The sequence below is a fragment of the Desulfovibrio sp. JC010 genome, assembly GCF_010470675.1.
Classification (GTDB): Bacteria; Desulfobacterota; Desulfovibrionia; order Desulfovibrionales; family Desulfovibrionaceae; genus Maridesulfovibrio.
The window spans coordinates 428,291-451,645 of sequence record NZ_VOIQ01000001.1 but is presented as its reverse complement, the minus strand read 5'-3'; the positions used below and the strand labels follow the sequence as shown (position 1 = coordinate 451,645).

Here is a 23,355-nt window from a genome sequence, read left to right as displayed (position 1 = left end):
AACTAACGGTACAACTAAAAGGTTTTGAAGGGATGGGGTCTGGGGAAGGGGAACTTTTGCAAAAGTTTCCCTTCCCCAGACGCCGGAGACATCACTCAATACTCATCTTACCTAATGCCGTTGCTGCGGATTTTTCAGGATCGTACATACCTTCCACCTGCACCGGGGGCACTTTGAACTCCCCGCGGGTGACGGCGCGCAGCAGGGTCACGTTCTCGATCTTGCCCTTGGCGGGGATGTCGGAAAAGACCAAGATGCGGTCATCGCGGATATCCACGTGATCGGGACTGACGTTACCCTTGGCGATCCACGGCAGATCCTCGCGGGTGGCGAGCTTGGTGTTCTCCGGCTCAAGACCGGACGGCAGCAGACAACTGATCACCGCATTGGCTACAGGCTTGGCAGTGGAACTGACCACCGTGCGCATGGCTACCAACTGTCCCTGCTTGATATCGTTTACGTCGAGGGGCTCACCGTCACGTGTGAGAAACTCCCGCTTGATTTCAAGTCCGTTGGAATATGGCTCCCAGCTTTCGATGCTCGGCACGGCTCGGCTGTTGATGGACCAGACAAAGGTGCCTTCCTTGGGAGCAGATTCAAGCTCAATGGAAAGCGGAGCATCGCCAGCTACAATCGCCTGTGCAGTTTCGTTGGTTTTGAACGATGCCAGTTCTTTACCTCCACTCATGATTTTCCCGGCAGGGTGCGGCGCGGATTTGGTCTGAGCGAAAAAACTGCCCAGCGCGACAAAACCGAGCGCGTTATCCTGAGTGATGTTGCGTCCGTTGTCGGCCATGAGATTGTAGAGTTTGTCGGCAAGCTGCGGGATGGCGTCGTCCTTGCGATCGGCCTCCATGCGCACCAGCAGTTCAAGGGCGAGATCACGGACTTCGGAGCTGAGATGCTCGTCTTTGTCCTTGCCTTTAAGCGGTGCAGGCTTGGCGGAGATAAGTTCCCGGTATGCGGCCATGTCGCCGGAAGCGGCAAAGGCTCCGGCCAGCAGGGTCAGGGAGAGTTTGTCCATGTCCGCTGCCTTGCGCTCGCGCAGATAGTTCATGGGACCGTGCATGACCTTGCCGGAACGGGCCAGCACGTACTGGGCGTAGCAGGGCAACAGGTATGAATAGCCGTCGCGAATTGTATCGGCATAGTTGTTGGAGACAAACCGCTTGGCGCGGTTGAGGAGCATGGAATCCACCTGATAACCGGAGATTGCGGCCTGTTGCAGGAAATGCAGCACGTAGACGGATACCCACGGCTCGGAGCGATGTCCTCCGGGCCACATGGCAAAACCGCCGTCCGAGGTCTGCATCATGGAGAGCCTGCTCAGAGCGGACTGAACCATGTATTGCGGGGATTCCTTTTTAAAGGATTGCGGCGAAAGCTCGCGGGCCAGTTCCGGAAATTTCAAAAGCGGGAAAGCCTGTGAAACAGTCTGCTCTGCGCATCCGTAGGGATATTTGAGCAGGTAATCGAGTTTCCCGGCCAGCCTGATCATGGGCTGGTTGCCGATGACGATGGTGCGCTCGGCTGTTGCCACGCGCATGCCTTCCAGCTTGGCAGGAAACACGGTCGATTTATCTTTTATGAAACCGGACTGTGCTGAACGCTGCACAGGCAGGGCCGCGCGGATGTTCAGGTCGATAGATGTCCCGGCCATTTCATTGTTGCCTTCCACTGCGAATTTGAAGGTTGCAGGGCCGAGATCCGTTCCTGTTTCGGTTTTGAAGAAAGCGGTTTTCTGTCTGGATTGCGGAACTATGAATCCTTCAAGTCCCATTTCATTGTGCAAGGCACCGCTGGTTTTGATAGCAATGCTAAAATTGCCGTCTTCCGGGGTATCGTTGCGCACGCTGACCGGGATATCGAATATTTCTTCCGGGGCCAGAAAACGGGGCAGGGTCGGGGTGACCATAAGCGGCGAACGCACGGTCATGATTTTTGAGGCCGAGCCGAATTTCTTACCGTCGCTGACTACAGTCATGATGCGTAACGCACCGCTGAATTCAGGTATTTCAGCATTGAAGACAGCCTTGCCGTGTTTGTCCGCAGTAATGATCCCGGACCAGAAAGTGACCGGCTTGACCCTGCGGATGGCGGAACTGCCTGCAAACTGTTTCATCATGGCCAGTTCCCTGCCGCCGCCTGCCGCGGATTTGTTGATCGGTCCGGCATCGGGCATGAGCAGCCCGAAGGTATCAGACCAGCGCACGCCGAGGGCGCGTTTGGCATAGAAGTAGTCAAAGGGGCTGGGAGTTTTTTGATTGGAAAGACGCAGGATGCCTTCATCCACAGCGGCAATGGTCAGCTTGGCACCGGGTTTGGTCTGTACCTGCAAGGCCACGGTCCGTTCGGGGCGGGTGGTCTTAGGACAGGTGATGTCGATGCCCAGCCTGTTGCTTTCGCGGTCCACGAAAAGAGGCACCGCACCTACCGCCCGGGCACTGGACCCGGCTTCAAGCTTGTTCACCGTGCGGATCAGGGTGGCGGTTACGTAAGCGTTGGTGCTGATTCCTTTTTGCACCGGAACCTTGATGGTGGCGGTATTGCCTTTGACCTCAAGGGTCTTGGTCCAGCGGATGGTGTTATCTTCAATGGCAATGAGCATGCGTCCGGCAAAGGGAGTGCGGATCTGGTACTCGGCCATTTCGCCGGGCTTGTAATCGCCTTTGCGGGTGGGGATGATTTCAAGGCGGGCCGGGTTTTCCAAGGCCCACGGGGAATAGCCCCAGCCGCCGCAGAAAAAGTCAGCCTGTGCGGAAACCCCGGATGCGGGATCGCTGAGGATAACGCGGTAGCTGCCGAATTCCGGCGGGCTGACCTTGAATGATCCCGTGGCGTCGGTTGCGGAAATTTCGCGGGTTTCCATTAGTTGCGGGTCGCGTTCGGTGACATATTTATATGAACCGGACGGAGTGGCCCGCACAATGGTCTGCCAGCGGTCGCGGTAAAGCTTCATGATCAGCTTTCCGGCCTTGGTTTTTTCGCCCTGCGGGGTCAGGGTCACGTAATCGAGTTTGACGGATTCGCCTTGCTCGTAGCCCTGTTTGTCCAGCATTTTCAGGCCGGGGAAGAATTTTGAAATGAGTACAGCATCGGTTTTGCTGGCGGTAACCCCGCGACCTCCGGTCTCGCTGACCCGTGCGGTGAGCCGGGCCTGAATGGCTGAGTCGGATTTGAGACTGGACGGAATGGCTGCGGAGAAAGAAAACTTGCCGGACTCGTCCAGTCTGGCTTCTGTTTTCAGAATTTCGCGGGGTTTGAAGCTGCTCTTATCTGTGTTGAAGCGATAGGTCTCGTAGCCTTCAGGATTGAACTGGGCCGGTTCCAGCATTACCCGTGCAGATACCGGAAGGTCTTCCGCCGGGGGACCGAACAGATAGCGTCCTTCAACTTCGAAATTCAGGTCCTGACCTGCGGAGGCAGATTTTGCGGTGATGATTTCCGCGCTGATGCGGTCGGGCATGAAGTCTTCCACCAAGTAGCGGAAGTTGCCGATCCGTTCCTTTCCGGCCAGCAGTTTGATGTTGAATTGTCCGGTAGGCGAGTAGTCGGGGACGGCCCGTTTGAATTCAATCATGCCCTGATCATCGGTGTGCACGGTGCGGCGGAAAAGTTCCCGTCCGCGCTGGTCGGAGTAGATCAGAATCACGGGCATTTTCTTGGGCGGCTTGAGGCTGCGGTCGCGGACCACGGCAACGCCTTTTACAGTCTCACCGGGACGGTAGAGGTTGCGTTCTCCGTAAGTGAAGGCGGTCAAGCCTTTAGGAGAGAGTCGTTGCCCGGCAATATCAAGCCCGGCCCGGTCGGTGGCAAAACGGTCCATGAGCATGAAAGTCATGTCGTTTTTGCGGGTAACTACAGCCATATACGGGCGGCCGAGGTCCTTGCGCATTTTATTTTTTTTGATGACCAGTATGCCGCGTGAATTGGTGGTCCCGGTTGCAATGAGCTGGTTGCGGTTGCTGATCAGCTGTACTTTGGCATCAACCACGGGCTTGAGATTGGAAAGAGAGGAAATCCAGAACAGGGTTTCATCATCGCCCTGCTTGGCGACCACTCCGAGATCTGTGATCATGACCCAGCGTTGTACGCCGCGCCCTTGCCCCGGGATTGTGGCCGCAATACGGTAAAGTCCCTTGCCTCCTTTGGCAATGAAGCTTTTTACGGACAGCGGAGTGGTGGTTTTTAAGTTCTTTTTGCCGGAGGTTTTAATCCTGCCGGAGAAAATTCTATTACCCAGAGCAGCGGAAATGCCGCCGCCGTAGGTGTTGGGATCAAAGGCCATGTACCCGTAATGGGTGAAGAGCGAGAACAGGTTGTTAGGGAAGACCCGGTCCACGGTGACGTTTACTTCACGGGTGTTAACGGTTTCTATACCGAGGGTCTTGTCTCCGGATTCCGAGAGAAACATCCCGGCAGAAGAAAAGTCGGCGGTGGGGGATATGTCCGGGATGGAGATGTTTTCGGTGATTGTTTTTTCGAGCAGCGCACCGTCAGCTGCGGCAAGTCCTTTTTTCAGGGTGACGGAATATTTTTTACCCGGCTTGAAGGGGCCGGAGAGGATCAGTTTTTTACCGGACGCAGCTGCGGAAACATTGAGCGCGGGATTGATGGAGAGCATCTCAAGTCCCTGCGCCGGGATTACCGGGCTGGAAAAGCCAAGTTCCAACCGGGCCCCGGAAAGGCTGCTTGCAGCTTTGTAACCGGAATAGCCGAGCACGGGATCGAAAACTATTTCGATTTTCTTTTCATAATCTTTGCCCAGCACCATGGCCCCGCGTCCATCGGGCAGATCTTTGTTGATTTTGAGGACGTATGTTTTCGGCTCTAATTCCTTCTCGACCGGAGCACTTACAAAGCGTTGGTAGTAGTCATCATAATTGGTAGTGATGCTTAAGGGGATATCCTTACCGTCCGGTCCGCTCAGGGAAAGATTTTTGAGGGTGTTTTCCGGGGTTACGTAATTGCTGAAATTGATGTGGCCTTCAATGCGGACCTTTCGGCCTTGTCCGGGCAGCGGTTCCGTGCGCAGGCCGATCTCTTTGACTCCGAAGCTTCCGGTCTGCACGTTGAATTTTGTTTCCCCGCGAAGGATCTGGCCGTTCAGCAGGAAGTTTTCAGGCTTCATTTCAATGGTGAAGCGGGTGTCGCCCTTGAACGCCGGGTCGGCGGTGAAGCGCAGGGCATAGGGGTTGATCCAGCGCCATTCTCCTTTTACTTCCGGGGTGATGGTTGCCGGGGCTTTTTTCAGGGCATAGGAAGGTGCTTCCGGGCCGATGGGCATATCAAAGGCAAGCAGCAGTTGTGAATAACCCTGACTGTCGAGACTGACGTCGGTGACCTTTACGCCTTCTCCCGAGTTCATCCTTGCGGAGACTGATTCATGTTTGGTCTTGAGCAGACCTGCCGCCTGAATCATGCAGATCATGAGCAGCAGAGCGATGATGATGTTTTTTTTGTCCTTGAACGGGGTTGGTCCTCTGTCCATGGTGAAATCCTCTTTTTATATATACTATTAATATTGCGTCCGTTTAGTGAATGGATGATGCCATTTTTTTGCAGCACCGTCATCGTGGAAAATATCCAGTCTCCGGATAATAGCACGGCATATCCTTGTTTGTCCGTATCTTCAGTATTGTTTGCAAGATGGTTGTAACTATGTATAGTTATAAAAAATATATTAGTTATGGTTAAGACAGGAGTGTGACGTTGGAAAACCACAATATTGCCATTGTCGGGTTGGGAAGAGTAGGTAAAGCTTTTCTGGAAAAAGCTATGTCCAATGAGAGTGTGATGACCGTAAAGGCGGTCTGTGAAATGTGTGATACTCCGGGCCGGAAACTGGCCGAAGAAAAGGATATCCCGGTTGTTGATCTGGGCGGCATTATTGAAATGGGTATCGATATAGATGTTATTTTCGATCTTAGCGGAGATGAAAATGTTTCCCGTATCCTGCAGGAAAAGCTGGTTGAAGCCCGCAACAGCTATACCCAGGTTGCCCCGGCCCGGCTGGCCCGGCTGGTCTGGTCCCTGATTGCCGACGGCGAATACCTGCCCAACCTCGGCAAAACCAAAAGCCAGATCTATGCTGAGATGCTGCTTGAAGGGTAGCCGGAGCAGGGTCTAGGTCAGTATGGGCAGGCTTATGGTGAATCTGGTCCCTTCACCGGGAGTGGAGTCCGCTGTTATTGTTCCCCCGTGATTCTGGGTGACGATAAAATAGGACACAGAAAGTCCCAGTCCGGTTCCGACCCCCGGTCTCTTGGTGGAATAAAAGGGTTCGAAGACTCGTTTCAGTTTGTCGTTGTCCATGCCCGGACCATTGTCTTCAATTTCCACACGCACGAAGTTCTCATCAGAAGAAGTCCTGATGGTTATGGTTGGAATTTTGTGGGTGTTCTTTTCTTCAGACAGGGCCTGAGCCGCATTTTTGATCAGGTTGAGGATAACCTGACTTATTTCCATCTCCGTAAAATTGAACATGGGTGATGAGTTGAAATCACGGATGATATTTATTTTTTTAAAGTCGTATTTTGTTTTGAAATCGTAGTCGTTTGATGCCAGTGAAATGGCGGTCTCAATTACCGGTTCAATTGTCCCGCTGGATTTTGCGGAAGTGCTCCTGCGGCTGAAATCAAGCATTGATTTTACAATTGCTGCCGCGCGCGTGCCGGCCTCCTGAATGCTGCGCAGATATTCGTTTATCCCTCTTTTATCCATATAGTTACGCAGATTATCCAGATCGATGTCGCACTTTTCAGCAACTGGCAGGTTGCTTTTCAGTGTCGGCGATGTCCTGCGGATTATGTTCTGGGTGACCTGCATGATGATTCCCAGCGGATTATTGATCTCGTGAGCCATGCCTGCGGCCAGTCCGCCCACAGACATCATTTTTTCGGTCTGGACCATAATTTTCTGCATCTTTCGTCGTTCGGTGACATCACGCATTACCACAAGCAGTTTTTTGTCCCCGCCTATGGAGGCTACTCTGGCAAGGTTGTCGGTCCAGAAAGGCTCTCCGGTGCTTTTTCTGACCATCCATTCAAAGTGTACGGATTCACCGGAAAGAGCTTTGTTGAACAGTTCAGCGGCGTACTTGCTGTCGTAAGGCGGGCTGTTGAAACTGATTATCTCCGGGCTCATGCCGATGGCGTCCATTCTTTCCATTTTGAAGAAATCCAGAAAAGCCTGATTCACATCAGTGAAAACCCTCTTCTGCAAATCCAGAACACCGATGGCATCTTTAGTGGAGTTGAATATTTCGCGGTAGGTTATTTCGGATTTTAGCAGTTTTGTTTTTGCGGATTCCCTGCTGTCGATCATGCTGTTGGCCAGTTCTGCCATTTTATCGAATTCGCTGAAGTCGATTTTTGAGCGGTCTATTTTTGTGGTGGATCCCGTATCCTTGCGGAAAAAGTTTTCAAGTGAATTGAAGTTATCCGCCAGCATGGTTTTGAAGTGTCCCGAAAAGAAGATGCTGACCAGTGAAATCAGAAACGCAAGGGCCAGTACTGCCGCAATTTGGAAAAGCAGCGTGTTCCAGAGTTTTTCTTTGCGTTCTTTGAGCAGGAATTCCAGTCTGCCGACATCTATGCCGTATGACAGAAACCAGCCCCATTCCGGAACAGATGAGCAGTAACTCAATTTCTTGTATGACTTGATAGTCGGGCTGAAGGTGGGGGTTTTGTAAGTAATAAAGCCGCCGCCTGTCTTGGCTGTCCTGATCAGGTCCTTGATTATATATACTCCGTCCTGATCTTTAAGGTTAAGCAGATTCTTGCCTTTTGACACTCCAAGCAGAGATCTCCCGTCAAAGGTTCCCGCGAAAATTTCATCTCTGCCCCGGTGCATCAGGGAGAGTCTGCCCAGTATTTCATCCTGAGTCCTTCTGGTGACCGTATCGTAATATATTCCTGTTCCGATGATCCAGTTGAACGGTTTGAATAATTTAATGAATGATGTTTTCTGGCGCGGTGTTCTGTCCTTTCCGGGGCGGGGCCACGTGTATTCTATGTATCCTTCATCTCTTTGTGCAATGAGGTCGATCATATCCTGAATGATCAGTTTGTTGTCCTGCGTTTTCATATTCAGGACGTTCTTTTGTCCTATTTCAGGCATTCCCTGATTCAGCAGACCTGTTCCATCCATTGTCAAAATGAACAGGTATGAATCGGAAAAATCGAAAACCATGGCGTTGAGAGTCTTTTTGATAAGGTTTTTCAGCTCCTTTTCATTCATTGTCTCTTTATATGTGGCGTAAAGATTCTCTGCCAGACTATGGGCTTCCAGAATGGCGGCTTTGATATTTTTTATGCTTGTTTTCTGGTTGTTGTTCAGGGTGAATTCAATTGAGTGCTGGACCCGTGTAACTTCTTTAACCAAACGGTCTTCGACTCCGCCGAAAATTGAAGTTTCAGACTCAAGGATTTCCCGCTGATAATCAGTGATCATAAAATATACCGTCAGCCCCCCGAAAATGAAAATAGCGGAGAAGCACAGGGAGAGCATATAGCGGGACAGTGTGGAGACAATGCTTTTCATATGAATACCGTGTTTGTTTGGTTCCGGATCAGATTAAGAAATTGAACGGAACATGAGTCATCACTTTTGATAGTAACACTCCGGGCAGGCGGTAACAAGGAAGTATTGCCGTATCAGGCTTAAAAAATAGATTTTGTGGATGTGCGGGGGATGGGTATAAAAAAAGGGTTACGATCATTTGATCGTAACCCTTTGAATTTACTTAGTGGCGCGCCTGAGAGGATTCGAACCTCTGACCTACGGATTCGTAGTCCGGCACTCTATCCAGCTGAGCTACAGGCGCGCGTCGAGAAAGAGTGTTTATGTGTATTTCCGAGAATGGTCAAGGGTAAATGCAAAAAAAATGAAAAAAAGTTGTTTTGGATTATTTGGGGAGAGTTTGATTTTGAATTTCAGAGTTAACTGACTGAGTGTGTCTGAAAATGAATTACAAAAGAAAAAAGGGTTACGATCATTTGATCGTAACCCTTTGAATTCACTTAGTGGCGCGCCTGAGAGGATTCGAACCTCTGACCTACGGATTCGTAGTCCGGCACTCTATCCAGCTGAGCTACAGGCGCGCGTTGAAGAGGGTTCTATGGAGAAAGCCTCTTAAGGTCAAGTGTTATTTTAAAATAAATTAGTGTTTTTGTGAATTTATTATTTGGCTACAGTCTGTATTGGTCCGTAATATGTTGTTATTGTTCTGTTTTTGATTGAGTGTTGATTTTGGGGAAGTTTTTTGTGCTTACAATGGACATATCCGGTAGAATCCACATGGCCGCGCAATCCGGGAAATGTTTATCCATGAATTCATTTCCTTTTTTGGGGCCCATGATGAATATCGTGGTTGCCAGAGCGTCGGCGGTTTCCGCGTCCGGCGCGACGGTGGTGGTGGCGATGCTCGCAGCGGATGATTGCAGCAGTGCCGGATCAAAGATGTGGTGTTTCCGTGTTTTTTCGTCTTTGGATACCGGGGTGATGAACTGATAATAATCACCTGATCCGCAGACCGCGCTGTTTTTTACCCTGATATGCCCGATGATTCCTTTTCCGCGCGGGTTGCGGATACCGATTGACCACTCCCGGTCACCGAAAACCATGAAATCGCCCCCGGCTTCGACCATGGCGGTCTTGATCTCGGAAGCTCTCAGGTGATCCGCGGCAGCATCAATAATGGTCCCTTTGGCGAGACCTCCCAGATCAAGGGCCATTCCTTTCTTGGGCAGGAAGACCCTGTTCTCAGCCGGGGCTATTTCCAGCAGACGGTAATTGATCAGCTCTTTGTGTCCGGCAAAGCGGCTTTTATCCAGAGCATAATAAAACGGGGTGGTGGTAATGGCTCCGATTGTTATGTCAAAGCTGCCGCCTGATTTTTCACTGATTTCAAGGCCGCGTTTGATGGTTTCAAAAGCCTTTTCCGAAACACGCACACTTTTTTTGCCCGCTTCATGGTTGACCCGTCCGATTGAGCCGCGCTTGTCGCGGTGGTCTAGGTCTTTTTGCAAGCGGTGCATTATGGCGATCGCTTCTTTGGCATTTATCCGGATGTCTTTGTTTTTGACTTCAGGGATGGTCAGGTTGACCACTGTACCCATGGCTACATCGCTGTAGCGGAAAAATTCGTCGGATTTTTCCTGTTTTAAATTCAGGGGGATGAGCAGGGTCAGCACTATTGCACATAATGCAGCTGTGGCAAGTCCGGCCTTTTTATGCCCTTTTTCCCGTATGCCCTCAGATATTAAAAAGATCGTGCACAAACCCCCGGCAATGGCGGTCAGTTTGAACGGTGTGCCCACGTCTCCGCTGGAGCTGACCATAATTCCGCAGAAAAGCGGCCCGGCCATAAAGCCTATGTTGGCAGCCATATTAGCATATCCCAAAGCCCGGCCTTTGGCGCAGCCCAGCTCCGAGCAAACGGCCATGGATGGGGGCATGGAGATTGCCGCCCCTATGCCGGACAGGATTCCGGTAAAGATGAATCCGGGTATGCCGGAACATCCACCGAGAATATAAAGGGCCAGAGCACTGATCAGCATTCCCGCAGAGGTAGTCAGTTTGCGGTCAAATCCGGCCAGCAGCCGTCCTGAAACGGGCAGCAGCAATACGGTCACCAGACTGGGGATGGAAAAGAGTAAAGCAGTGCTGCCGGGGCTGAGTTGCAGTGATGATTTGAGCAGTACGGGATAAAAAGCAATGAGGCTGCCGATGCCCATGCCGCGTCCGAAAAGGGCGGCCAGTATACTCAGGAAGTGACTCAGGCCGGGGGAAATATCTCCGGTGCAGTCCGGTTCAGCAGTGCTGGTAGGCAGATGCTTTGCGCAGAGCATGAAAACAATGAACGCAAGCCCCATGAAACCGGACATGGCTCCGAGCACGGGCAGGTAGTCCTTATCTATATATAATAGGCCGCCCAGCAGTGGGCCGAGCAGGAAGGATGAGTTCATCACTGCCGAAAGCAGGGCAAAACGGGAGGATAGTTTGTCGCCATCCATGGAAGCACCGATGGCAGCCATGCTCACCGTGCGCACTGTTCCGGCGCAGAGTCCGAGGATAAATTGGATAACGTAAAGGGTCTCGATGACCGGGTGGAGCAGGTAGAGCAGGGGGAGCAGAATCGCCAGCCCGCAGGAAAGCAGCAACGGCTTGGTGCTGCCGTTTTTGTCAGCGTAGTTTCCTGAAAGGGGGGCGATGAGCAGCTTGGCCAGAAAATATCCGGCAAAGCCGCTGCCCAGCCACATTCCCCCGGCCTTTTCGTCGAGGTTCATCAGCGGCAGGGTGAAGGTGAAAACCCCGGTTCCCATGGAAGCGGCAAAGACCGCCCCCATCAGCAGGGGAACATTGAGTCTGCTCAGTCTTTGGCTAAGCTTCGAGTTATGAATCGGCATGCTTCTTTAAAAAGATTGTCTATCTGGAACGGGGTCAGGAATTCAGTTCGGACCGCCCCGACAATATGTCCGTAAACCAGATAGCTGGTCTGCGTCAGCGGAACCTCACGTACGGAGTCGTCCTCCATTCCCTGTCTGATGTAATCTTCAATCTGGTCAATAAGTCTTTTAAATTTTGCTGCAATATGGGTACGGTCAAGGTGCGGGTATTCGTCACTGAAAGGGGAGCTGCGCAGCAGGGTCGGGAAGGTTGTCCTGTGGCTGTCGGTAAAGTCGAAATAGGCCTGTACGAATATGCCCAGTGCTTCAAGCCCGTTTTTACCCTCTTTGGCTTTGTCGGTGAGTACACCCAGCATCTGGTCGATGAGTTCCCCGCCTGCTTCAAGAAATAAATTGTCTTTGTTGCCGTAGTAGTGCGAAACCAGCCCTGAGGCAACCCCTGCCCGGTCAGCCACCATTTTTAAAGTCGTTGCTGTGTATCCATGTTCTCCGAACTCTTCTTGTGCGGCCAGCAGGATCTTTTCTTTCTTGGTCATTGTGAGGCTCCGTTGTTGAGCTGTTGCAGGGGCATCGGGGACTTTTTTTACCATTGTAACAACTGGTTCGGTTGAAAAATTCCTTAATAGATTAATAGTCGTCATTAGGAAAATTAACAAGGCTGAAACAGATATTCTTCAATTAAAATAATATATTTGTTCCGTTTTTTTGCTCTTTTTGTTCTTCTGATAAGAGGAATCTCTCTTGTAATGGAAACAACATCGCGTATTGAAACGAATAAAAGTTAGTAATAATTTTTAGCTATTTCGTAACACGAGAGCTTGTGAACAAAAAAACAAGCAGAAGTCAACAAAAAATTGAAAATTGATTGACCAGCCAATTAGGTGGTGTTAGAAAGATTACAACTAAGTGACAAGGTGGTCCAGCCAAAGATGCATGGATCGCATATTTGACAATGTGAGTTTCAGGTTTTGTGATCTGGTTTAATTAAAGTCTCCCCGAAGAAGCGTGGATGTGATGGGTTTACAATTCAAACTCTTCGGGTGCCGAGGGATGTATGCCAGTTTTCAGTCAAAACATATTCGCGAAGAACGGGGTGGGACCTGTTTTCCGGGAATCAGGAGAGTGCTGTATTCAGGGCCGTCTGGTGCTTTGGAGTCAGTTGCTCCTGTTGCTCGTACATTGTCTTTGGAATTTCTTTTCCATGAACTCTTCTGCCGGACCTGCGCCCGTATTCTCCGGGCTAAACAACTGTTCGGCTTCCATAATACCTTTCTCTGCAGTCTCTACAAACAGCCCGTTTCCGCATGCGGTAACGGATAATTCAGTGTGCTCTTTGCGCAGGTCTCTTTCTCCATTTTCGAAAATATTCCTTTCAAAAGGGATTATGCCATTTAAGCCGGGTATTTAATCCGGTTCCCGGCCGTATTTTATAGAATTCGGTCCGGGCGGTTTTTAAGGGAAGTGGAGCTGTCTGCTTAAGGCAGGCGGCGGATAGGTACCACAGTACTCATGCTGATGAGGTCATGTTGGTAATCCATTAATACGGGAGTAGTCCCGTCAAAGGAGGATGATTATGGCTGTAAACGTAGGTATGCACGTGGCGCGCCCGGGTAAGCGGGATGCGGTTCTCGACTGGATGCAAATGCTTACCGGAGCCGGGCTTGTGGCCTTTATGTGGTGTCACATGATTCTGGTTTCTTCGGTGGTTATTTCTCCCAAGATCATGAACGGTATTGCACATTTCTTTGAAGCCACGTATATGGCTCAGGTTGGTGGTCCTTTGATTTTCTTGACTTTTTTGCTACATTTCGCGCTGGCAGCCAGAAAGATACCTTTCCGTGCGGAAGGGCAGTCAACCATTTGGCAGCATGCACAGATGCTGGGGCATCGTGATACCTGGCTTTGGGTTGTCCAGGCTGTTACCGCAATGATCATCCTCGTGATGGGTGCTGTCCACATGTGGGTTGTGCTCAATGATCTTCCCATTACTGCCGCAAAGTCGGCGGCCAGAGTTTCCGAAGGCGGATGGATGCTTTTCTATCTGGTCCTTCTGCCCTGCGTTGAGCTTCATGTCAGCGTGGGATTCTACCGCATCGGCGTCAAATGGGGATTCATCAGGACTGAGAACAGGAAACAGGCCAAGAAGCTTGAATCCATTCTCTTTGCGACCTTCATGGTCATCGGCATCATCACCCTGATCAGGTTCATCACTTTAAGTTAAACGGGGTTCTTAAATGCAAACATATTACTCAGATCTCCTTGTTATCGGCGCGGGCCTTGCGGGCGAGCGCGTGGCTGTGGAGGCGGCCCAGGAAGGTTTTGATGTAACTTGTCTCTCCATTGTCCCGGCACGCCGATCCCATTCATCGGCAGCACAGGGCGGCATGCAGGCCGCATTAGGGAACTGTGCCAAGGGCGAGGGAGACAATGTAGACGTTCACTTCGGCGACACTGTTCGCGGTTCCGACTGGGGCTGTGACCAGGAAGTGGCCCGTCTTTTCGCAGACGCAGCTCCCATCGAGATGCGCAGACTCGCACACTGGGGTGTGCCCTGGAACCGCGTTGTTCCCGGTAAATCCTTCTATTTCAAAGGTGGCGAGAAATTTGAAAAAGAAGAAAAAGAAGAAAAGCGCGGCCTGATTACCGCACGCTCCTTCGGCGGTACCGCCAAATGGCGTACCTGCTACACTTCTGACGGAACCGGACACGCGGTCATGTGTACCATGGACAACCGCTGTGCCGAACTCGGAATTGATGTTTTTGACCGCAAGGAAGCTATCTCCCTCATTCATGACGGCGATAAATGTACCGGTGCGGTTGTCCGCTGCCTGCGCACGGGCGAGCTGGAAGTGTTCCTTTCCAAGGCCACTGCCATCTGCACAGGCGGCTTCGGACGTATCTATAAAGCAACCACCAACGCGGTTATCTGTGACGGCGGCGGGCATATCATCGCCCACGATACCGGGGTTGTACCCATCGGTAACCCGGAAGCAATCCAGTTCCACCCCACCGGAATTGTCCCCACCGATATTCTGGTAACTGAAGGTTGCCGCGGTGACGGCGGAACCCTGCTTGACGTCAACGAAGAGCGGTTCATGAATATCTACGAACCGGAAAAGGCCGAGTTGGCCTCCCGTGACGTTGTTTCCCGCTGGATGACCCACCACATGCGCGAGGGCAAGGGTGTTAAATCCGCTTACGGCGAACACCTCTGGCTGGATATCCGTCATCTCGGTGACAAGCACATCTCCACTAAACTGCGCGAAGTTGATGAAATCTGCCATCACTTCCTGAACGTTGACCCCCGCAAACAGCTCATCCCGGTCCGTCCGACCCAGCACTACACCATGGCCGGCGTACGTACCAATAAAGATGGTGCGGTTTACGGTCTCAAGGGTCTGTTCTCCGCCGGTGAAGCAGCCTGCTGGGATATGCACGGCTTTAACCGTCTGGGCGGTAACTCCCTTGCGGAAACCGTTGTTGCTGGCGGGATCATCGGTGTCAAAATTGTTGAATTCCTTAAAGGGTACGAAACCGACTTCAAGACCGCTCTTGTTGCGGACGCCGTCAAGAAACAGCAGGATCGCATCGAGAACCTGCGCAGCGGTGCCAACGGCAAGGAGAATGTCTATAAGGTCCGTGAAGAAATGCAGGACGCCCTCATGGAAGGCTGCTTTGTATTCAGAAATGATGCCGGACTCAAAAAATGCATCGACACCTTACAGGGAACTCTTGAAAAAGCGCGCAATGTCGGCCTTGTTTCCGACGGTCTGGGCGCAAACCACGAACTGGCTGCGGCCCTCAAGATTGAAGGTCAGGTCAAGCTCGGCCTGTGCATCGCCAAGGCTGCCCTTGAACGTACTGAATCCCGCGGCTCCCACAACCGTGAGGACTACACCGCACGTGATGACCAGAACTGGCTGAACCGTACTCTCGCTTACTGGCGTGAAGGCGCGGACATGCCTGAACTGCAGTACGAGGAAGCCACTCCCCACTACGAGATTCCTCCGGGAGACCGTGGTTACGGCGGCGGTACCATCATCGAAGCCGACAAGGCCGAGATTGAAGCCAAGACTATCAAGAAATAACCCCTGACAAGGATATTAAAATGAGCAGACAACTCGAATTTGATATATTCCGTTACAATCCTCAGGATAAGGGGTCGGTTCCGCACATGCAGACCTTTGTGCTGGATGAAACCGAGAATATGACCCTGTTCATCGCGCTGAACCGTCTGCGCGAAGAGCAGGACCCCGGCCTGATTTTTGATTTCTGCTGCCGCGCGGGCATCTGCGGTGCCTGCGCCATGGTGGTCAACGGTAAACCCCGTCTGGCCTGCCAGACCAAGACTGTGGACCTGCCCAGTCAGATTACCCTGCTGCCCCTGCCTGTATATCAGCTGATCGGTGACCTTTCAGTTGATACCGGTTCATGGTTCAGGGAAATGTACCAGACCACAGAATCATGGATTCACACCAACAAGACCTTCGATCCCACCGCTCTTGAAGAGCGCATGGAAAACGAAGTTGCCGAGCAGATTTACGAACTGGAACGCTGCATTGAATGCGGCTGCTGCGTTGCCGCCTGCGGTACCGCCCGTCTTCGTGACGACTTCCTCGGTGCCGCCGCACTCAACCGTGTGGCCCGTTTCGTAGTTGACCCCCGCGACCAGCGCACCGACCGCGATTACTTTGAAGTTATCGGTAATGATGAAGGTATCTTCGGCTGTATGGGACTCCTCGGCTGTGAAGATGTCTGCCCCAAAGGCTTGCCTTTGCAGAACCAGCTCGGTTTCCTGCGCCGCAAGATGGGTATCACCGCAATCAAGGAAATATTCAGGAAGTAAGCTATGCGTACCATTAAAGCTGAACAGGTTATCGATGCCGTGGCGAAAATGTGCGTAAGCGCAAACCGCTACCTGCCCGAAGACGTGAAAAAGCGTTTTGAAGAATGCGCTGCTGCCGAGGATTCCCCGGCGGCCAAGGAAGTCTTCAAGCAGATCAAGGAAAACTGGGAGCTGGCTGCCGAATCAGGTCTGCCGCTTTGTCAGGATACCGGACTGGCTGTCTTCATTGTTGAGATGGGCGAAGATGTGCGTGTGGAAGACATGAACATCCGCGAGGCCATCAATGAAGGCGTCCGCAAGGGGTACGATGAAGGGTTCCTGCGCAAGTCCGCCTGTGATCCCCTGACCCGGGCCAATACCAAGGACAACACCCCGGCCATCATTCATTTTGATATCGTCCCCGGTGACAAGATCAAAATCACCTTTATGGCCAAGGGCGGCGGTTCCGAGAATATGAGTCGCGTAACCATGATGGCTCCGGCCATGGGCTGGGAAGGCATCAAGAAGTTTGTCATCGAGCGCGTTGCCGAAGCCGGACCCAACCCCTGTCCCCCGACCATGGTCGGTATCGGCGTGGGCGGTACCTTCGAATACTCCGCTCTGCTGGCGAAAAAATCGCTCATGCGCAAAGTGGGTGAGCCTCATCCCGATCCTGAAATGGCCAAGCTTGAAGCTGAGCTCATGGAAGATATCAACAAGCTCGGCATCGGTCCCATGGGCCTTGGCGGCAAGACCACCGTTTTTGACGTCAAGATCGAAATGCGCCCCTGCCACATTGCGTCCCTGCCGCTGGCGGTGAACATCCAGTGCCATTCTTCAAGGCACGAGGAGGTTGTACTCTAATGGCTGAATACAAGCTGAATACTCCGCTGACTGATGAAGATATGGTCCAGCTGAGGGCCGGGGATGTGGTCAAACTGACCGGAACCATCTACACCGCCCGCGATGCTGCCCACAAAAGACTTTGCGACCTGCTAGACGAAGGCAAGGAACTGCCTTTCGACCTAAAAGGTTCGGTGGTTTACTACGTCGGTCCCAGCCCGGCCCCTCCGGGCAGGCCCATCGGCTCCGCAGGACCGACCACAAGTTACCGCATGGACACTTACGCACCCCGGCTGCACAGCCTCGGCCAGAAGGCCAGCATCGGCAAGGGTAAGCGTAACGATGAGGTCAAGCAGGCCCTGAAGGATCATAAAGCTGTTTATTTCGGAGCAACCGGCGGTGCCGGAGCTCTGCTTTCCATGTGCATCAAGGAAGCGAAAGTTATCGCCTTTGATGAACTGGGTCCCGAAGCCATCCGTGAACTGACCGTTGAGGAATTTCCTCTGCTGGTCATCAATGATACCCACGGTGGCGAACTGTACGCCGTTCCCGACCGCAAGGCGGCTGGTGTTGAATAATAATTTTGTTAATTAAGGAGAAATATTCATGGCTCTTTTCACTAAACAGGAAGCTCTTGATTACCATTCCAAAGGTAGAAAGGGTAAAGTTGAAGTCGTTCCCGTAAAACCCTGCGATACCCAGAAACACCTCTCCATGGCTTACAGCCCCGGTGTTGCTGAATCCTGCAAGGAAATCGCGGAAGATAAAGAAAAATCCTACCTCTACACCGGTCGCGGCAACCTTGTTGCTGTTGTTTCCAACGGTACCGCAGTTCTCGGTCTCGGTAACATCGGCCCCGAAGCGGGTAAGCCGGTTATGGAAGGTAAGGGCGTTCTCTTCAAGGTCTTTGCAGACGTTGACGTTTACGACATCAACCTCGATGTTTCCGATCCTGACGAACTTTGCGCCATTGTTAAAGCTATGGAACCCACCTTCGGCGGTATCAACCTCGAAGATATCAAGGCTCCCGAATGCTTCTACATTGAAGAAAAGCTCAAAAAAGAAATGGATATCCCGGTTTTTCATGATGACCAGCACGGTACCGCCATCATCTCCGGTGCAGGGCTGATCAACGCTGCTGAAATCACCGGTAAGAAAATCGAAGACATGCGTCTGGTTGTTTCCGGCGCAGGTGCTTCCGCAGTAGCCTGCACCAACTTCTACAAGTCTCTGGGCATCAAACCTGAGAACATCGCCATGTTCGACTCCCGCGGCCACATCAACAACAGCCGTGAAGGTCTCAACGAACAGAAGCAGTCTTTTGCCACTGACAAAGAATACAAGGATCTCGCTGACGCCATGAACGGTGCTGACGTATTCCTCGGACTCTCCGTCAAAGGCATGGTCACCAAAGATATGGTTAAATCCATGGCTGATTCTCCCATTATCTTTGCCATGGCCAACCCCGATCCTGAAATCTCCTACACCGATGCCAAGGAAGCACGTCCCGACGCCATCATGGGTACCGGACGTTCCGACTTCCCCAACCAGATCAACAATGTTCTGGGCTTCCCCTTCATCTTCCGTGGTGCGTTGGATGTAAACGCTACCGCCATCAACGAAGAAATGAAGATTGCAGCAGCGAACTCACTGGCAGCCATGGCAAAGACCCCGGCTCCGGATTACGTCTGCGAAGCTTACGGTGTGGACAAGCTCGAATTCGGTATCGACTACATCATTCCCAAGCCGCTTGACCTGCGTCTGATCGAATTCGAATCAGCAGCAGTTGCGCAGGCCGCCATGGATACCGGTGTGGCCCGCAAGAAGATCGACATCGAAGAGTACAAGAAAGAACTGCGCGAGCGTCTGGCTGCTTCCAGAGAACGCGTCGGTGATTTCATCAAGTCTTACGACTTGGATATCTAGGTTTAGGATGGCCTCCGGCGGCCCTGCCGGGGGCCTTAAACCCTTTTGGAAAAGGGTTTAAGAATCCCAAAACTTTTTAGCTGGGCTTCGTCATTTTATTTGGCAAAGCGTCAGTTCTCTTAAAAAGTTTTTTTGCGAACAAACTTTTTCGGTCCTGTGCGGCCGAGAGGGTACAAAACTGGTGGTGAGGTCCTGTATGTAAAGTATCGGCTGTGTGTACGGATTCAGGCAGGATGGTTTGAACTGCGCTGACAACCCGCAAAAGTGCTGACTGCTAACAGCACTGACGGGGCAGTGGGAATCTCCTTATCCGGCATGACGGCCACAAGCTCAAGTGAGGGACTATGAGCGATCAACAAGATAGTGGTAACGGACGTAGAATCGGTTTTTTTCTGGGACCGATAGTATTCCTGATTATGTTTTTAATGCCCGTGCCTTCCGGTATGGAACCAAATGCGTGGAAGGTCGCGGCAGTAACAGCCCTGATGGCGATCTGGTGGATCACTGAAGCGATCCCCATTCCCGCAACTTCCCTGATGCCTATCGCACTCTTTCCGCTTCTGGGTATCATGAAATCCAAAGCGGCCTGTGCTCCTTATGCTAACCATCTTATTTACCTGTTCATGGGTGGCTTCTTTCTCGCCGTGACCATGGAAAGGTGGAATCTGCACAGACGCATCGCCCTGCATACTATTAAAACCGTCGGTACCAGCCCGAACCGTATGATTCTCGGATTCATGATTGCCACCGGTTTTCTTTCCATGTGGGTTTCCAACACAGCAACAACCATGATGATGGTGCCCATCGGTCTCGCGGTTATCCAGCAGGCCACCGGTTTTGATTCCAAGACCCTCAGAGCCTGTGCTACCAGCGGTCCTGAATCCAACTTCGGTAAATGTCTTATGCTCGGTATCGCCTATGCTGCTTCCATGGGCGGTGTCGGTACTATCATCGGTACCCCCCCGAACACCGTTATGGTCGGCATGGTCGACAAAATGTACGGCGTACAGATCGGTTTCGGACAGTGGATGCTCTACGGTGTTCCCCTTGCCGCTCTTATGATCGGTATTTCCTGGTGGATTCTTACCAAGGTCCTGTTCCCGTCCAAGGGTCTGGAACTGGCCGGTGGTGAAGCCATCATTGATAAGGAAATCGAAGCTCTTGGACCCATGTCCAAGGAAGAAAAATACATCGTCGCAGTCGGTTGTTTCGTAGCTGCTTTCTGGCTCTCCCGCGGTTTCCTGAAAAAGATGGCATTCGTGCAGGAACTCTGGCCCAACTTCGGCTTTGTTCATGATGCAACCATCGGTATTCTCGGTGCGGGTATCCTTTTCGCGATCCCGACCAACTTCAAGAAAGGTGAATTCCTGCTTGATTGGAAAACTGCGGTTAAGATTCCCTGGGATGTAATCCTGCTCTTCGGTGGTGGTCTGGCAATCGCCAACGGTTTCTCCAAAACCGGACTGGCGACCTTTATCGCTTCCAGACTGACCATGCTTGACGGCCTGACCATTCTGGCCTTCGTAGCTATCGTGGTCGTTATCACCATCTTCCTGACTGAAATCACTTCCAACACCGCCACCGCGACCCTGCTTGTCCCAATCATGGGCAGTGCGGCAATCGCCATGGGCGTTCACCCCTTTGCAACCATCATCGGTGCCTGCGTGGCCGCATCCTTTGCATTCATGCTCCCGGTTGCAACCCCGCCAAACGCGGTTGTTTTCGGCTCCGGCTGTGTGTCCATCAAACAGATGGCCTCGGCAGGTTTCTGGCTGAACATGATCGGCGCGGTTTTGATCACCTTCTCAGTGGTCTACCTGCTGCCGGTGCTCTGGGGTATTGATTTAAGTGTCCTCCCCGACTGGGCTGTTATGCCTAAGTAACACCCCCTACGTTTCCGGGCGGCTAGTTCCGCCCGGAAACATATTTCCTCAAGCTGTTTAATATAAACTTCTTTTGAAATTTCTCTGCGACCGCATGGTTGCGGATTCCATACTTGCGTCCGAAATTCGGACCGGGAGACACCGGATGTGCCGCAAGCATCCCCCCGGCAGGGTCACAATTTGTTTGCCCGAATAAAGGCAGCATGGCGGACCTCATCAGCACCTCCCCAGAGTGGCCGCTGCCGGGTGTCTCCAAAATAGACACTTTTTCCGTCTCCCATTTACGTGATTAAAAATAAAAGATTTGGTATTGATACACTCACATGCTGTAACTGAATCAGGAGAAAGAATGTCAAAGAGCTTGTACATTGCGGCAACTGAGGCCCGGAGTGGGAAATCTGCAATCGTCCTCGGAGTGATGCAGCTGCTTCTGACCCACCTGCGCAAGGTGGCGATTTTCCGGCCCATCATTCACGACAATTTCCGGGACCGTGACCATGATATTGATCTTATCCTGCGCCATTTCAAACTTCCGCAGGATTATGACACCACCTACGCCTACACCCAGAGCGAGGCCACCCGGCTGCTCAATGACGGCAAACAATCCCTGCTCATGGAAAATATCCTCGACCGTTTCAAGGAGCTGGAGGACAATTACGACTTTGTTCTTTGTGAAGGTACAGATTACCTCGGCGGTGAAGCTGCGCTGGAATTTCAGATGAACCTTGATGTAGCCAGCAACCTCGGCAGTCCTGTGCTGGCGGTGCTCAATGCCATGGACAGTTACGAAGATGAGATCTGCGATCTTGCCAACCGCACCGTAGCCATGTTTGAGGAAAAGGGACTGGATGTCATTTCGGTCATGGTCAACCGGGCTTCAAAGCATTTTTCCCCGGAGCTTGCGAATAATCTGCGCGGTTGCCTGAAGAGCAAGAACAACCCGCTGGTTTACGTGCTGCCCGATGACAAAAGGCTGGGCAATCCGACCATGAATGACGTTGTCAAATGGCTGAACTGTAATGTGCTTTACGGTAAAGACCGCCTTGATACACCTGTTGATAATTATGTGGTCGCGGCCATGCAGATTGAGAATTTCCTGAAATACGTCAATGACGGCAGTCTGATCATAACCCCCGGCGACCGTTCAGACATAATCCTCGCCAGCCTGTCCTCGCGTCTTTCCGATTCATATCCCAATGTTTCGGGAATCCTGCTTACCGGGGGAATCAAGCCGGCCATGACCGTGCATCATTTAATAGAAGGGTGGAAGGGCGTTCCTTTGCCCATCCTCGTGGCACCGGGGCATACTTACAAAACCGCCCAGATTCTGCGCGGGCTGCACGGCAAGATTGATCCGGAAAATCAGGCCAAGGTGCTTTCGGCCATGGGGCTGTTTGAAACCTGTGTTGATTCACATGAGCTGCAGCAGAAGCTGGTTTCCAGCCGTTCCACCCGGATCACACCTTACATGTTCGAGCACACCCTGTTGCACAAAGCCCGTGAGGATAAACGGCATATTGTACTTCCTGAAGGCAAGGAGGAACGCATCCTGCGTGCTGCGGACATCCTGCGCCGCCGTGATGTTGTCAACCTGACCCTGCTCGGCAATGAAGATGAAGTGCGCCATGCTGCTTCGGATATCGGTATCAGTTTGAACGGTATTGAAGTTGTCGATCCGGTTAATTCCGAGCATTTTGACCGTTTTGTGGATGAGTATTTCGAACTGCGCAAACATAAGTGTATTGTGAAGGATGATGCCCGTGACCGCATGAGCGATCCTACATATTTCGGGACCATGATGGTCTATACCGGAGTAGCCGACGGCATGGTTTCCGGCTCCATTACAACCACTGCCCAGACCATTCGTCCTGCATTTGAATTCATCAAGACCAAACCTGGCTTTTCCATTGTTTCCAGTGTGTTTCTCATGTGCAACAATGATAAGGTTATGGCTTACGGTGATTGCGCGGTAAACCCTAATCCCAATGCACAGGAACTGGCCGAAATTGCCATCAGTTCCGCGCACACTGCGGAAATCTTCGGAATAGAACCGCGGGTAGCCATGCTTTCTTATTCCACCGGAGAATCGGGTAAGGGCTTGTCGGTTGATAAAGTCAAGGAGGCAACCAAGTTGATCCGGGAAATGGCACCGGAAATAGCAGTGGAAGGACCGCTGCAATATGACGCCGCCGTGGACCCGGAAGTTGCCGCTGAGCTCATGCCGGACAGCGATGTTGCCGGACAGGCCAGCGTACTCATTTTTCCCGATCTCAATACCGGGAACAATACCTACAAGGCCGTGCAGCGGTCACAGCCGGAATCAGTTGCCATCGGTCCGGTCCTGCAGGGTTTGAAAAAACCGGTTAACGATCTCAGCCGCGGCTGTACTGTGCGTGATGTGGTCAATACCGTGGCAATTACCGCCATTCAGGCCATAGCGGAAAAAAATAATTCCGGCGGTTGAAAA

The 23,355-nt window shown here is 51.9% G+C and carries 13 protein-coding genes and 2 tRNA genes; 9 read left to right on the top strand and 6 right to left on the bottom strand.

From position 1 onward, the window contains the following. Nucleotides 1-91: 91 nt before the first annotated feature. The gene (locus FMR86_RS02025; RefSeq protein WP_163349392.1) at nt 92-5,491 is read right to left on the bottom strand and encodes an alpha-2-macroglobulin; all 5,400 of its coding nucleotides are present in this window, start codon (nt 5,489-5,491) and stop codon (nt 92-94) included. Nucleotides 5,492-5,706: 215 nt separating this feature from the next. Here FMR86_RS02025 and FMR86_RS02020 point away from each other — a divergent pair, with 215 nt between their 5' ends. Further along, nucleotides 5,707-6,114 (top strand): hypothetical protein, encoded by a 408-nt coding sequence (locus FMR86_RS02020; RefSeq protein WP_373682440.1) that lies wholly within the window; start codon nt 5,707-5,709, stop codon nt 6,112-6,114. A 12-nt stretch (nt 6,115-6,126) separates the two neighbouring features. Here FMR86_RS02020 and FMR86_RS02015 read toward each other — a convergent pair whose 3' ends face one another. From FMR86_RS02015 to FMR86_RS01995, 5 genes are all read right to left on the bottom strand, one after another. Then, complete coding sequence (locus tag FMR86_RS02015; RefSeq protein ID WP_163349390.1) at nt 6,127-8,544, bottom strand: cache domain-containing protein; 2,418 nt, start codon at nt 8,542-8,544, stop codon at nt 6,127-6,129. A gap of 206 nt (nt 8,545-8,750) precedes the next feature. After that, nucleotides 8,751-8,827: transfer RNA gene (locus FMR86_RS02010), tRNA-Arg, on the bottom strand. Nucleotides 8,828-9,027: 200 nt separating this feature from the next. Next, nucleotides 9,028-9,104, bottom strand: a tRNA-Arg gene (locus tag FMR86_RS02005). A gap of 117 nt (nt 9,105-9,221) precedes the next feature. Beyond that, nucleotides 9,222-11,411 carry an MFS transporter gene (locus FMR86_RS02000; protein WP_239057110.1) on the bottom strand — a complete coding sequence of 730 codons (2,190 nt, stop codon included), beginning with the start codon at nt 11,409-11,411 and terminating at the stop codon, nt 9,222-9,224. Further along, nucleotides 11,375-11,947, bottom strand: coding sequence for a TetR/AcrR family transcriptional regulator (locus FMR86_RS01995; RefSeq protein WP_163349389.1), 573 nt, complete (start codon nt 11,945-11,947; stop codon nt 11,375-11,377). Before FMR86_RS01995 ends, FMR86_RS02000 begins: the two co-directional genes overlap by 37 nt. 1,037 nt (nt 11,948-12,984) lie before the next feature. Here FMR86_RS01995 and FMR86_RS01990 point away from each other — a divergent pair. From FMR86_RS01990 to pta, 8 genes are all read left to right on the top strand, one after another. Further along, on the top strand, nt 12,985-13,632 hold the full coding sequence (locus tag FMR86_RS01990; protein ID WP_163349388.1) for a succinate dehydrogenase/fumarate reductase cytochrome b subunit: 648 nt from the start codon (nt 12,985-12,987) through the stop codon (nt 13,630-13,632). 13 nt (nt 13,633-13,645) lie between these two features. Then, a complete protein-coding gene (locus tag FMR86_RS01985) occupies nt 13,646-15,499 on the top strand; it encodes a fumarate reductase flavoprotein subunit (RefSeq protein WP_163349387.1) in 1,854 nt (617 codons plus the stop codon). Between the two features lie 20 nt (nt 15,500-15,519). After that, nucleotides 15,520-16,257, top strand: coding sequence for a fumarate reductase iron-sulfur subunit (locus FMR86_RS01980; RefSeq protein WP_163349386.1), 738 nt, complete (start codon nt 15,520-15,522; stop codon nt 16,255-16,257). Between the two features lie 3 nt (nt 16,258-16,260). Next, nucleotides 16,261-17,100: a fumarate hydratase gene (locus tag FMR86_RS01975; RefSeq protein ID WP_163349385.1), complete on the top strand. Its 840-nt coding sequence runs from the start codon at nt 16,261-16,263 to the stop codon at nt 17,098-17,100. Continuing rightward, complete coding sequence (locus tag FMR86_RS01970) at nt 17,100-17,657, top strand: Fe-S-containing hydro-lyase (RefSeq protein ID WP_163349384.1); 558 nt, start codon at nt 17,100-17,102, stop codon at nt 17,655-17,657. Before FMR86_RS01975 ends, FMR86_RS01970 begins: the two co-directional genes overlap by 1 nt. A 28-nt stretch (nt 17,658-17,685) precedes the next feature. Continuing rightward, entirely contained in the window at nt 17,686-19,005 is a 1,320-nt protein-coding gene (locus FMR86_RS01965) for a malic enzyme-like NAD(P)-binding protein (RefSeq protein WP_163349383.1), read from the top strand. 344 nt (nt 19,006-19,349) lie between these two features. Then, entirely contained in the window at nt 19,350-20,888 is a 1,539-nt protein-coding gene (locus FMR86_RS01960; protein WP_163349382.1) for a DASS family sodium-coupled anion symporter, read from the top strand. 349 nt (nt 20,889-21,237) lie between these two features. Then, a complete protein-coding gene (gene pta / locus FMR86_RS01955) occupies nt 21,238-23,352 on the top strand; it encodes a phosphate acetyltransferase (protein WP_163349381.1) in 2,115 nt (704 codons plus the stop codon). Nucleotides 23,353-23,355 lie beyond the last annotated feature (3 nt).

What these genes read in the sequence shown, in the direction of transcription:
- FMR86_RS02025 (WP_163349392.1), bottom strand. Translation starts at nt 5,491, where the DNA reads ATGGACAGAGGACCAACCCCGTTCAAGGACAAAAAAAACATCATCATC.
- FMR86_RS02015 (WP_163349390.1), bottom strand. Translation starts at nt 8,544, where the DNA reads ATGAAAAGCATTGTCTCCACACTGTCCCGCTATATGCTCTCCCTGTGC.
- FMR86_RS02000 (WP_239057110.1), bottom strand. Translation starts at nt 11,411, where the DNA reads ATGCCGATTCATAACTCGAAGCTTAGCCAAAGACTGAGCAGACTCAAT.
- FMR86_RS01995 (WP_163349389.1), bottom strand. Translation starts at nt 11,947, where the DNA reads ATGACCAAGAAAGAAAAGATCCTGCTGGCCGCACAAGAAGAGTTCGGA.
- FMR86_RS01990 (WP_163349388.1), top strand. Translation starts at nt 12,985, where the DNA reads ATGGCTGTAAACGTAGGTATGCACGTGGCGCGCCCGGGTAAGCGGGAT.
- FMR86_RS01985 (WP_163349387.1), top strand. Translation starts at nt 13,646, where the DNA reads ATGCAAACATATTACTCAGATCTCCTTGTTATCGGCGCGGGCCTTGCG.
- FMR86_RS01980 (WP_163349386.1), top strand. Translation starts at nt 15,520, where the DNA reads ATGAGCAGACAACTCGAATTTGATATATTCCGTTACAATCCTCAGGAT.
- FMR86_RS01975 (WP_163349385.1), top strand. Translation starts at nt 16,261, where the DNA reads ATGCGTACCATTAAAGCTGAACAGGTTATCGATGCCGTGGCGAAAATG.
- FMR86_RS01970 (WP_163349384.1), top strand. Translation starts at nt 17,100, where the DNA reads ATGGCTGAATACAAGCTGAATACTCCGCTGACTGATGAAGATATGGTC.
- FMR86_RS01965 (WP_163349383.1), top strand. Translation starts at nt 17,686, where the DNA reads ATGGCTCTTTTCACTAAACAGGAAGCTCTTGATTACCATTCCAAAGGT.
- FMR86_RS01960 (WP_163349382.1), top strand. Translation starts at nt 19,350, where the DNA reads ATGAGCGATCAACAAGATAGTGGTAACGGACGTAGAATCGGTTTTTTT.
- pta (WP_163349381.1), top strand. Translation starts at nt 21,238, where the DNA reads ATGTCAAAGAGCTTGTACATTGCGGCAACTGAGGCCCGGAGTGGGAAA.